General features: G+C 29.8%; 7 protein-coding genes. 1 reads left to right on the forward strand and 6 read right to left on the reverse strand.

Going from position 1 to position 13,043, the window contains the following annotated elements:
* Window positions 1–181: 181 nt before the first annotated feature.
* The 4 genes from ACULEV_RS18640 to ACULEV_RS18655 all read right to left on the reverse strand — a co-directional run bounded on the left by ACULEV_RS18640 (window position 182) and on the right by ACULEV_RS18655 (window position 8,905).
* Window positions 182–2,965 (reverse strand): PD-(D/E)XK nuclease family protein, encoded by a 2,784-nt coding sequence (locus tag ACULEV_RS18640; protein ID WP_445456560.1) that lies wholly within the window; start codon window positions 2,963–2,965, stop codon window positions 182–184.
* Window positions 2,966–3,028: 63 nt separating this feature from the next.
* Entirely contained in the window at window positions 3,029–4,432 is a 1,404-nt protein-coding gene (locus ACULEV_RS18645) for an OmpA family protein (protein WP_445456561.1), read from the reverse strand.
* A 101-nt stretch (window positions 4,433–4,533) separates the two neighbouring features.
* Window positions 4,534–5,730: a glycine C-acetyltransferase gene (gene kbl / locus ACULEV_RS18650; protein ID WP_445456562.1), complete on the reverse strand. Its 1,197-nt coding sequence runs from the start codon at window positions 5,728–5,730 to the stop codon at window positions 4,534–4,536.
* A gap of 19 nt (window positions 5,731–5,749) precedes the next feature.
* Window positions 5,750–8,905 (reverse strand): UvrD-helicase domain-containing protein, encoded by a 3,156-nt coding sequence (locus ACULEV_RS18655; protein WP_445456563.1) that lies wholly within the window; start codon window positions 8,903–8,905, stop codon window positions 5,750–5,752.
* Window positions 8,906–9,012: 107 nt separating this feature from the next.
* Between ACULEV_RS18655 and ACULEV_RS18660 the strand changes: the two genes are divergently transcribed.
* A complete protein-coding gene (locus ACULEV_RS18660) occupies window positions 9,013–9,621 on the forward strand; it encodes a superoxide dismutase (protein ID WP_445456564.1) in 609 nt (202 codons plus the stop codon).
* 421 nt (window positions 9,622–10,042) lie between these two features.
* Here the strand turns inward: ACULEV_RS18660 and ACULEV_RS18665 are convergent, their stop codons facing one another.
* A complete protein-coding gene (locus ACULEV_RS18665) occupies window positions 10,043–11,941 on the reverse strand; it encodes an amidophosphoribosyltransferase (RefSeq protein WP_445456565.1) in 1,899 nt (632 codons plus the stop codon).
* An 84-nt stretch (window positions 11,942–12,025) separates the two neighbouring features.
* Window positions 12,026–12,952, reverse strand: coding sequence for a PfkB family carbohydrate kinase (locus tag ACULEV_RS18670; protein ID WP_445456566.1), 927 nt, complete (start codon window positions 12,950–12,952; stop codon window positions 12,026–12,028).
* Between the last annotated feature and the right edge of the window lie 91 nt (window positions 12,953–13,043).

Raw genomic sequence — 13,043 nt, forward strand, 5'->3', positions numbered from 1 at the left:
TAAAGATTAATATCTTTTTCATTATAAAAATCTAAATATTATAGATATTGAATTCTAAACTCTAAACAAAGTTTTGTATTTTATTTTACACAATTAACAATTGGAAATTGATAAATAGAAAAACTTGATAAAATTTAAATTATAACAAAGATTAAATTTTTTAATCCCATATTCCATCAACTCATTTGATTGTTTCCTTAAGTGGAATTTCTTTATCTAAGATATTTAATATTAATTTTATTATTTCTTCTTTAAAAGCCTCTAAAACTTCTTCTGTAATCATTGTTTCTGAAACTACCCCACGGCCTTTTCCTAACGTAAAAGGCATAAAGCCTTCTTTCATATTTTTGAAAGAAATGATACCTGCTTCAACTGGGTAATTTTCATTGCTTTTAAACATTAAGGCATAACATAGTAATTGGATTATTTTTTCGTTTTTAATTTCCGAAGTCAGTCCATCAAAATTGTTAACTTTTAGCGTGTTTGCTTCTACTTTACCTGTTTTATAATCGATAATTCGGATGATATTATCTCTTATCTCAATTCGATCCACATTTCCTGCAATCTTTATGGGATAAGGTAATCTTTCGTCTTGAATTACTACTTCAAGTTTTTCTTCTAAAGCAATAATTTTTATTGCTTCACCCGCTTCAATTGCTTTCTTTTCTAATTGTAGAAAATTATAAATATTTCGTTTGGCAACTTCAAAGGCTAATAAATTTTTTCCTTTTTTAATTTCTCCTTCTTTATAAACTAATTTGAATTGTTCCAATGTAACGTTGTCAATTCGAGAAATCATTTCGTCAAGATGATGAATCGCTAGAAATTTGCCCAAGAAAGGTTGATATAAACCTTCTAAAGCCTCATGAATAATGGTTCCTAATGTATTTACTGCAATGTTTTCTTCTACTTCGTCCATTTCATTAATGCGCAAAACTCTTTGAAAATAAAATTGAATAGGATTACGAATATAGGATGTTAAGGAAGAAGGAGAAAAGCCTTTTACTGTAGCTATTTCATGTAAACGTTCTAACATTAGTTCCGATTTAGGAACATTCATTATGCTGTATGCTTTTTCAGGTAAAACAGCATTGTAAATAGTATGCGTTATATTGTGTTTTGGTTGTTTTTCGATCTCTAATTGGGTAATAAATCTACTTTTTTCTCCAGCATCAATTCCTTCATTATCGGTGTTATATAGCAAGTAAATGTTTTTAGCTCTGTGAAGTAAATGATAGAAATGGTAACTATAAATAGCATCTTTTTCTTTATAAGTTGGTAAGCCTAATTCACGTTTTACATCATATGGAATGAATGAATTTTGCGACTTTCCAGAAGGGAATTTACCTTCATTTACAGAAGTGATTACTACATTTTCAAAATCTAGAACTCTACTTTCGAGAACGCCCATTATTTGTAAGCCAGTTAATGGTTCACCTTCAAATGAAACTTCAGCCAAATCAATAACTTGTTTGTACATATCATATAAAGCTTCAATGGAATTTATTTTGCCTTCATAAGTTTCACAATAATTAATAAGCTTATTAATTACTTTAAAAACAGCATAGACAAACGCTTTAGTTACTTTTTCTTCTTCGCTTTCTCTATTTAAAAAGGATTTTATTAGTAATAAAATTGAACTTATGCGTGTTAGTATTTTTAAGACATCATTATCCCATTTAGAGAAAAGTAAATCAAAATAGTCATTTTGCTGAAGGTTGTATTTTTCTTCCTTCAAACGAAACAAGGTTTCCAAAGAAAAAAATGTAAAATTGTTATTGTGTATTGTTTGTATTACTTCATTAACATTGATATAAGGTTCTACTAAAGGATGATTTAAGACTTCTAAAACTTCTTTGTAATAAAATGTATAGTTAGATACATTACGGCTAATTGCATTAGAATGCAATTTAAATAGTTTCGAAATTAATAATTGAGCAGGATTGTTTTTACCCGAATAGCCCATTGTAATATTTAAAGTATTTATCGAATTAGGTAAAGCATATAGAATAGGAATTAATAAATTTTCGTCTCCTAATACAATTGCTGTTTTGTTGTTACCTTCGTTTTTGAGAGTTAATTCTTCAATTATTTTTCCAGCTATTTTTGCTTGGCCAATAGTTTTTGGTGTGCCAATTATATTTATATTCTTTTCTTGTTGGAAATCTTCTGAAATCCATTCAAAAGGCTGTGTAAAATAATTTTTCCATTGATTTTTAAAGCGTCTGATGAATAAACCTGCATCATGATAAGGATTATTAATAAAATAGGAATCGATATCCCAATAGATTGATGCTTGATTGTTTGTAAGTAAATGAAGGATTATTTTTTCTTCTGCCTGATTGAGTGCGTTAAAACCAGCAAAAACGAGTTTCTTGTTTAATAAATTATTTGAATAAGATTTAAGATTTTTAACAGATTCACGATAGATTAAACCTTGATAACCAATTTTTTTATTTTTAAGGTATTCATATAATGAACTATAATAATCTGGTATTTTTTTCCAAAAGGCAAGATGATTATCTATTAATGAAGTGGTTTCTTTTGGTTGCAAATCCCAACGTTTTAAAGCCTCAATGTCTTTTAAGTAAGAAAAAACAAAATTAGGTTCTAATAAATAACGATCAATTTCATTAAAATCTTGTAATAATGTTTTTGCCCAATTGGAAAATATAGTAAAGTTTAGAAGATCATCTTTTTTAGTTAATGAACTATAAACCTCATAAAATTCAAAAAGTAGTTCAATAGAGTCAATAACTCTAATTCCTGAAATTTCTTGAATTAAATCTTCGATACTTGTTATTTGTGGTGCGAAAATAGTTTTGTTAGTATGTTTATGCAAACTATCTAATAAGAATACTTTTGCTCTTTTATTAGGCAAAACAACAATTATGTCTTGTAAATTATTGTCAAAACTGTTAAGAATATGTTTTGAAAGTTTGTCTAAAAAAGTATCATTTATCATTGTATAAAAATAAAAAAACGCCCCGATAAATCGGAGCGTTTTAGAATTATTTTTGAGAGTAAATTATTTTACTAATTTTACTTCAACTCTTCTGTTGTTAGCTTTACCTTTAGAAGTTTTGTTAGTATCAATTGGATACTTTTCACCAAAACCAGTTGCAGATAATCTACTAGCATCAATTCCATGCTCAATTAAGTAAGCTTTAACAGCTTCTGCTCTTGAAGTAGATAAAACTTGATTAGTTTCATCTTTACCATCACTATCAGTGTGACCTTCAATTGAGAATTTAGAATTTGGATACTCTTTTAAGATAGCTGTAATAGCTTCTAAAACTGGGTAAGTTTGTTGTTGGAAAGTTGATTTTCCTGAATTAAATAATATTGTTTTAGCATAATCATTTAATTTTTTAACAGCTTCATCAGAAACTTCAGGACAACCATTGTTAGCAACTGTACCAGCTACTGTAGGACAAGCATCATCTTTGTCAAATACACCGTCACCATCACCATCAGGCCATGGGCAACCTTTGTTTGCTCTTTCTCCTTTAACAGTAGGACATTCGTCATCTTTATCAGCTACACCGTCACCGTCTGCATCTGGACAACCTTTCATGATTTTAGTACCAGCTACTTCAGGACAAGCATCTTCATTATCGATGATTCCATCACCGTCAGTATCAGGACAACCATTAAATTCAGCTGGACCAGCTACTTCAGGACAAGCGTCATCTTTATCAGCAATTCCATCTTTATCAGTATCAGGACAACCGTTTAATTCTTTTAAACCAGCTACTTCAGGACAAGCATCATCTTTGTCATAAACACCATCACCGTCAGTATCTTTACCACCAAATTTGAAAGTAAGACCTGCGAAATGTTGGATATGAGTAGGAACGTCTGCATCAGCAACTCTATTTTCGTCAAATGAATGTTTGTAAACAGATTGTAATTGAAGACCAACATTTTCTGTAAACCAAAAAGTTAATCCTAAACCTCCATTAACAGTTCCAGCAGATGCATCTCCAAAGAAATTGTAACCACCACCAACGTTAAGAGAAGGATCTAACCAAGTAGATTTGATTAAATCTTGAAAGCTATATTTAATTACAGCGTCAACTGCATAATAAGATAAATCACCAAGATTTAAAATAGCATCAGTATTCTCTGTTCCAGGAACTCTTTCTAACCATTTGTCAATTTTATTAACCGAACCAGTTAATCCAACAGAAAATCCATCTCCCACATATCTAGATACATTTAAATAAGATACAGATGGTAAAATGTTCCAATTGTCTCTAGCGTTTGCTAATTGGATAAATTGTGGGCTAGAATTACCGTCGGCACTTACCTTGGTATCAACCCCGTTTGCTCCAAAGGACACAGCCCATGGATTGTCACCGTTCTGTGCTTGCGTTGATAAACCAGCAAGCAATAAACCAGCAGCAAATAATTTGTTTAGATGTTTCATACTTTATTAATTAAATTACAATGCGTTATAATTAGAACAAAAATACTATTTTTTTTTAAATACAAAAAGTTTTGTTAAAAAAAGTAAGGGGTATTTAAGTTTTAACTTATTATTTTCAATGATTTACCCACTTCTACAAATGCATTTATGGCTTTGTCTAAATGTTCTTTGGTGTGAGCAGCAGATAGTTGTACTCTTATTCTAGCCTTTTCTTTTGGAACAACAGGAAAAAAGAAGCCTATTACATAAATTCCTTTTTTTAACAATTCATCTGCCATTATTTGGGAAAGTTTTGCATCATATAACATAACAGGCACGATTGCAGAGTCTCCATCTATAATATCAAAACCTGCTTTTTTCATTCCTTCTTTAAAGTAATTAGTATTCCACTCTAGTTTGTCTCTTAAAGAGGTGTCTTTTTCTAATATTTCAAAAACTTTTAATGAAGCTCCTACAATTGATGGTGCTAATGAATTTGAAAATAAGTATGGTCTTGAACGTTGACGCAATATTTCTATGATTTCTTTTTTTGCAGTTGTATATCCGCCCATTGCGCCTCCTAATGCTTTTCCTAGGGTACCAGTAATTATATCAACTCTTCCCATAACACCTTTTGCTTCTAGTGTTCCTTTTCCTGTTGCACCAATAAATCCTGCTGCATGACATTCATCAACCATTACCATTGCATCATATTTATCTGCAAGGTCACAGATTTTATCTAAAGGAGCAACTAAACCATCCATTGAGAAGACACCATCTGTTACTATCAATTTAAATCTGTGTCCTGCTTCGTTAGCTTTTATTAATTGAGCTTCTAAATCTGACATATCATTGTTTTGATAACGGTAGCGATCTGCTTTACACAAACGAACTCCATCAATAATCGATGCATGATTTAAACTATCAGAAATTATACAATCTTCTTCGCCTAACAAAGGTTCAAAAACACCTCCATTTGCATCAAAAGCAGCTGCATATAAAATGGTGTCTTCTGTTCCGTAAAAATGAGCTATCTTATGTTCTAATTCTTTATGTATGTCTTGTGTTCCACAAATAAAGCGTACAGAAGACATTCCAAAGCCATGAGAATCCAATGCATCTTTGGCAGCTTGAACCACTTCTGGATGTGATGATAATCCTAAATAATTATTGGCACAAAAATTTAAAACCGTTTCTCCTGTTGCAATTGTTATTTCTGCTCCTTGTGGTGAGGTTATCACTCTTTCTTTTTTAAAGATACCATTTTCTTGAATGGTATTTAATTCGTTTTGTAAGTGTTGCTTTATTTTGCCGTACATTTTATATAAGGTTTGTTTGTTACAAAAGTACTATTTCTATTTTTTCTCCAATATAAACTAATACTTTTTTTACAACTTCATAATTCATTTCTTCAATAATCATTGCATAATCTAATACTTGCTTTTTGTGTTTTTCTAGCATATCTCCAGTTTTGTAATCTAATAAAAAAGCTTTTTTATCTTTAATGATTACTTTGTCTGGTTTAACATTTCCAAGACCTTTTTTAATAATGGTTTGTTCATTGAATGAAATTCCATTTCCGTCAAAAAAATGAGCTAAATCACTATGGTTAACAATTTCACTTATTTTTGCTTTGATTTCATTTTTTTGGGTAACCAATATTAATCCGTTTTCCAATGCAATATTGACAGCAATATCAATATCTTGTGGAGTTTTAATAAATGAGAGTATTTCATGTAATAGATTACCAAATTCAATTGCTTTTTGTTGCTCTGTATTCCACATTAAAGCTTCTTTTTGAGCAATTTTAATTTTCTTATTTTCTAATTTTTCTGAAACGATTTCAATTAATTTTTGTTTGTCTTTGAAATAATTTGCTTCAGATTGTCTTTTTGGCTCACCAAATTCATATGTTAATTTGCCTTCTTCATATTTTTTTGTATGTTGAAGAAATTCGATAAAATAAGAAGAAAGATTGTTTGGTAAACCTGATTTTGAAATTAAATGATTAGAAATAATATATAATTGTTCCTCTGCTCTGGTTAAAGCAACATATAATACGTTGATAACGTCTAGAATTTCCTCTTGTGTTTTTTCGTTATAAATATGTTTTGCATTATCTCCATAAATGGCAACATCTTTTTTTTGATTTACTAACGCTTTTGGAAAGTTTATAGCTTCTTCTTCATCAAAATCAATCCATAATTTGTTTCTACTATTTGCTGAAAAATTTTCTTCTGCAAAAGGATAAATCACGACTGGAAATTCTAATCCTTTAGATTTATGAATGGTCATAATTCGAACAGCATTATTCCCTTCTGGAGAAGGAATACTTTTTTTAAAACCTACTTTGTCCCAATAAGTAATAAAATCTGAAATTCCAGATTGTGTTTTATTGTCTCTCTCTAAAACCAAATCTAAAAAATATTGAACATAAGAGATGTTTGCTTTTCCCTTTATAAAGGTAGAGACAATAATTTCTACAGCTTCATATAAAGACTTTTTTTTGCAGTTTTTAAATGAGATTTTGATTTCTATAGTTTTTAAATAGGCTTCTAATTCGTTTTCAGATAAATCTTTTGTGGTTATAATAAAGTCGTGAATGGGTAAATTATTTTGATTGTATTTGGCAATAAAATACAGCATTCTAGCTTTTGATTCTTGATCTTTATTGTTTTTTAGATATCGAAGTACATCAAGAATTAATTTTACTTCTGTTGCATTTTGAATCAATAAAGTTTCAGATGATAAAATGGGGATGTTTTTTTCAGTAAGAAAATTAGCTAAAAAAACACCGTCTGCTTTTTTCCGAGTTAAAAGAACAATATCTCGGTATTCAAATTTTTGTTCTAAAACTTCATTAATTGTTTGAAGTGTTTTTTCAAGATATAATTTTGTTTTTAAAGAGTATTCGTTATCATCATCTGTTTGCTGATTTTCTTCATCCGAAGTATTAATAAAAGAAATGTTTACGTAGCCCTTTTTTTTGTTATTTGTTTTCTGATAGCTATGCTCTAAATATAATTTCTGATAATCTTCATTTTCAAATTTGTTTGATAAAAAAGAAAAAAATTGGTTATTGAACTGGATTACTTCTTCGTAACTTCTGTAGTTAGTTTCAAGCTGAATAGTTTCTTTGTCTTTATTTGAAAAAGGATTTACATTATCCTTACTTAATTCAATAAATTGCTCTGCTTTTCCTCCTCTCCATCTGTATATAGATTGTTTTGGATCACCTACAATCATTAGACTGCCTTTTATACCATTGTCTTCACTTGAAAGTGCATTGTCAATTAAAGGAATAAGGTTTTGCCATTGCATTACCGAAGTGTCTTGAAATTCGTCTATAAAAAAATGACGGTATTTTTCGCCCAAACGTTCATAAATAAATGGTGCAGGTTGATTTTGAATCTCATTAAATATTATTTTATTAAAATCGGAAATAGAAAGGATATTTTGTTCTTCTTGTATTTTTTTAAATTCTAAATTAATAGTATTTAAAAGCGAAAGAGGGTTTATATTTTGCAAAAAGGCTTCATAGAAAGCAATTTTAGAGATGTTGTAATAGCACTTTTGTAGAATGATTAAAAGTTCACTTGAAATGGTTTCGATAATGTCTTTGTCTTTTGCCGTTTTATTAATTGCTATATCATCAAAAGAATGGTATTTATAATTGTCTTTTATTTGTAATGTGTTTTCTGAAATTTTTTCTAAATGATTTGGAAATGTTTTTCTAGAAAAAGAATCTATTGAAACGCCATTTTTTTTAATTAAATCGTTGCATTTTTCAATCAAGATTTTATTTTCTTCTTGAAAGTAAAGTATTTTGGTTTTTAGAATATCTTTTATGTGTTTGAAATCTTCAAAAGTCTTCTCTTGAAACTCATTTATTTCATTCGCATTATTTTCGTTGACTAAAAGTTTCGATACTTCGAGAAGTTCATTGGAAATATCCCAATTTTTATCTTCATCTGTTTTGTCTTTTGTAAAGTCAATTAGTAATTGAGTTAAATTTTTGTCTTCACCAACCTTTGAAATAACTACATCAACAGCTTCTTGAAGAATAGAGTCTGTATCTAAACTGACTTCAAAATTTGGTAAATTTAAATCTTGAGCAAAAGATCGTATGACTTTGTGAGTAAATTTATCTATAGTTGATATTCCAAAAGCAGCATAATTATGAATAATGCTTTTTATAATAGCTTTTGATTTGTCTTTCAATGTAGCAATCGATAATCCTGTTTCTAAACTAAGTGTTTTTAAAAAATCGATTGCTTTTTCAGAAGTGTCTTCTTTTGAAAATTGATATAAGCTGTCTACAATGCGTGATTTCATTTCTTCTACTGCTTTGTTAGTAAAAGTAATGGCAAGAATTTGTTTGTAGGCATCATCTCCTTTTGCTAAGAATAGTATTTTTAAGTACTCTTTTGTTAGCGTATAAGTTTTACCTGAACCTGCTGATGCATTATATAAAGTGAAAGCTGCTTTTTTCAAATGTTATATTTATCTTAATTATAGTTGTATAGGAACATTCTATTTTTTAATCCAAAGTTAAATTTATAACTTTGAATTCACTAATACTAATTATAAAAAAGAACATTATGGCATTCGAATTACCGAAATTACCATATGCATATGATGCATTGGAACCACATATTGATGCAAGAACAATGGAAATTCACCATTCTAAGCATCATAATGGATATACGACAAATCTTAATAATGCAATTGAAGGAACCGATTTAGAAGGAAAAACAATTGAAAACATTTTAATTAACCTTGATATGAATAATGCTGCTGTTAGAAATAACGGTGGAGGTTTTTATAATCATAGCTTGTTTTGGACAATAATGTCTCCAAACGGAGGAGGAAAGCCATCTGGGGAATTGGCAGAAGCTATTGATAGTTCTTTTGGTTCATTTGATGTTTTTAAAGCTGAATTTGCAAAAGCCGCAGCTACTCGTTTTGGTTCAGGTTGGGCTTGGTTATGCATTAATAAAGATGGAAAACTAGAAGTATGTAGTTCAGCAAATCAAGATAATCCTTTAATGCCTGGAATTGGTTGTGAAGGAACGCCTATTTTAGGTCTTGATGTTTGGGAACATGCTTACTATTTAAATTATCAAAATAGAAGACCAGATTATATTGAGGCTTTCTTTAATGTGATTAATTGGACTGAAGTAACAAGAAGATTTGCAATAGAGAAATAAAAACTTTTTATTTTATTTTAATAAAAAAAGGAATCAATAAATTATTGATTCCTTTTTTTATACTTAAAATTAACCCAAAAAAAAAGGTGAAATTACTTTCACCCTTTTTGCCCCAAATCTACCATAAAACTTAACCTACTAATTTTCTGGTAGTGCTAAAGTAGTATAGAACTAGTATGCTTGCATAAAAAAATTGTTGAAATGTAAAAAAAAACGATGAAATACGCTTTTTTTGATAATTTTAATGGATTTTAATAAAATAAATGCAAAAAAAAAGGTGAAATTACTTTCACCCTTTTTGCCCCAAATCTACCATAAAACTTAACCTACTAATTTTCTGGTAGTGCTAAAGTAGAATAAGGTTTGTTTCTAGCACAAAAAAATTGTTCAATAACGAAAAAAATCGATGAACAGTTGTTTTTTAATAGGCTCTAGCGTCTTTTCCTTCATAAAAATTCATAAATGCCTTATTTACTACTCTGTTTCCTCCTGAAGTAGGATAATCTCCTGTGAAGTACCAATCCCCAAGATTTTTCGGACATGCTTTATGTAAATCGGCTACTTTTTGATAAATAATTTTAATTTCAGCATTTACCCCTTCTGGAGTTAACATTTCAGCAATTTTAGCTGAAATCTCTTCATCTGTGAATGGAGTGTAAATTTCTTTCACATAATTAATTACTTGATCGTCGTTAAAAAGTTCTTGACTTTTAGATTTTTTATAAACTTCATCAACTATATGATATAGATTGCGTTCTTTTAGTAATTCTAATGCGGCTTTAAAAGCGACTAGTCCTTCTAGTTTTGCCATATCAATACCATAACAGTCTGGATATCTAATTTGTGGAGCAGAGGAAACTACAACAATTCTTTTGGGTTGTAATCGATCCATCATTTTAATGATGCTTTGCTTTAAAGTGGTTCCTCTTACAATACTATCATCGATAATTACCAAATTGTCATTGGGTTTAACCACTCCATAAGTTACATCATAAACATGAGCTACTAAATCATCTCTACTACTGTCTTCGGTAATAAATGTTCTTAGTTTAGCATCTTTAATGGCTACTTTTTCTGTACGTAATTTAACAGCAAGGATTTCTTGAAGTTTTTCTTCAGAAAGTTGTTGTTTGTTTTCTAAAATAGATTTGATTTTTCTTTGGTTTAAAAAATCATTTGCAGCTTCAACCATTCCGTAAAAAGAAGTTTCCGCTGTATTAGGGATAAATGAAAACACACTATTATCGGTGTCATAATTTATTGCTTTTAAAATAGAAGGGAATACTAATTTACCTAGTTCTTTACGTTCTTGGTAAATTTCTGCATCACTACCTCTTGAAAAATAAATGCGTTCAAATGAACATGCTTTTTTAAGTAATGGTTTTCTTACTTCTTCAATAGAAACAGTACCATTTTTTTTAATGATAATTGCATTTCCAGGTTCTAATTCTTTTACTTCGTCAAAAGGAACATTGAAAACAGTTTGAATAACTGGTCTTTCAGAAGCTACTACAGCAATTTCATCGTCTTTATAATAATAGGCAGGTCTAATGCCTGCTGGGTCTCTTAAGACAAATGAATCGCCATGACCAATTAATCCAGCCATTGCATAGCCACCATCCCAATTTCTTGAAGCTCTTTCTAGTATTTTAGGAATGTTTAAACGTTCTGCTATAACTGCTGAAGCTTCTTTTTTGGAATAACCCTCGTTTTTACATTTTTGATACAAATCTGTCACTTCATCATCTAAGAAATGACCTATTTTTTCCATTACTGTAACTGTATCTGCTAATTCCTTTGGATGTTGTCCTAGGTCCACTAAACTTTGGAATAATTCTTTAACATTAGTTAAATTGAAATTTCCTGCAACAATTAGATTACGGTGCATCCAATTGTTTTGACGAAGAAAAGGATGAACGCTTTCAATACTGTTTTTTCCAAAAGTTCCGTAGCGAACATGACCTAAAAATAATTCGGCTATGTAAGGAATGTTCTTTTTCTGTAAATCAATATCATTAAGATATTCTGGATGTTCTTGAAGTTCGCTACTTATTCGTCCATTAATTTGTGAAAAAATATCTTGGATGGGTTGCGCATGATTTGAACGAATTCTACTTATATATCGTTGTCCTGGATCAATATCCATTTTTATGCTGGCTAATCCAGCACCATCTTGTCCACGATTGTGTTGTTTCTCCATTAAGAGATACATTTTTTGTACACCATAAAAAGAAGAACCGTACTTTTCTTTATAGTACTCTAATGGTTTTAGAAGCCTTAGAAGGGCAATTCCACATTCGTGTTTAATAGCATCACTCATAAAGTTGTTGTTGTGTTGTTTTGAGTAGTTGTTCTAATGAAAATTTATTATTAAAAAAGCCCCGAAAATTCGAGGCATAAAAATTTAATCTAATTCTATTTCAAATTGCGTTAACGCTTTAAATTGCTGTAAACGTGCAATTACTTCTTCTTTTTCTAGTTTTTCCATTCTTTCAGTTCCAAATTTCTCTACACAAAATGAAGCTAAATTTGAACCGTAAATGATTCCATTTTTCATATTGTCAAATGAAATGTTTTCGCTTTGTGTTATAAAGCCAGCAAAACCACCAGCAAAAGTATCTCCAGCACCTGTTGGATCAAATACTTCTTCAAGAGGAAGAGCAGGAGCAAAGAATACTTCTTTATCGTGAAATAATAAAGCACCATGTTCTCCTTTTTTGATTACCACATATTTTGGTCCCATTTGATGGATTTTTTGAGCCGCTTTAACTAATGAATATTCACCTGATAATTGACGAGCTTCTTCATCATTAATAGTAATAACATCTACTCTTTTAATAACATCTAAAAGTTCAGGTAATGCACAATCCATCCAAAAATTCATAGTATCTAAAACAATTAATTTTGGTTTTGTTTCCATTTGGTCTAATACACCAGTTTGAACTAACGGATGCAAATTTCCTAATAGTACTACTTCAGCATTTTTGTAAGCATTTGGCACAACTGGATTAAAATCAGCTAATACGTTTAATTCAGTTACTAATGTATCTCTTGAATTTAAATCATTGTGATATTTCCCACTCCAAAAGAAAGTTTTTCCTCCTTTTACAATTTCAATTCCTTCTATATTTACTCCTTTGTTCTCTAATAAATCTAAATGTTCTTTAGGGAAATCTTCTCCTACTACAGAAACTATTGCAGCATCTACATTAAAAAATGATGATGATAAGCCAATATATGTTGCAGCTCCACCTAGAATTTTGTCTGTTTTCCCAAATGGTGTTTCGATAGCATCAAATGCTACAGTACCAACTATTAGTAATTTATTCATTATGTCCTTTTTGAAATAAGTTGCAAAGATAAAACTTTAGTTTAAAACATTAAAGGTTTTAATTAAGTAAAAGTTTGTCAATAATTATTAA

The organism is Flavobacterium sp. HNIBRBA15423 (genome assembly GCF_052655965.1).

What these genes read in the sequence shown, in the direction of transcription:
- ACULEV_RS18660 (WP_445456564.1), top strand. Translation starts at nt 9,013, where the DNA reads ATGGCATTCGAATTACCGAAATTACCATATGCATATGATGCATTGGAA.
- ACULEV_RS18640 (WP_445456560.1), bottom strand. Translation starts at nt 2,965, where the DNA reads ATGATAAATGATACTTTTTTAGACAAACTTTCAAAACATATTCTTAAC.
- ACULEV_RS18670 (WP_445456566.1), bottom strand. Translation starts at nt 12,952, where the DNA reads ATGAATAAATTACTAATAGTTGGTACTGTAGCATTTGATGCTATCGAA.
- ACULEV_RS18665 (WP_445456565.1), bottom strand. Translation starts at nt 11,941, where the DNA reads ATGAGTGATGCTATTAAACACGAATGTGGAATTGCCCTTCTAAGGCTT.
- ACULEV_RS18645 (WP_445456561.1), bottom strand. Translation starts at nt 4,432, where the DNA reads ATGAAACATCTAAACAAATTATTTGCTGCTGGTTTATTGCTTGCTGGT.
- kbl (WP_445456562.1), bottom strand. Translation starts at nt 5,730, where the DNA reads ATGTACGGCAAAATAAAGCAACACTTACAAAACGAATTAAATACCATT.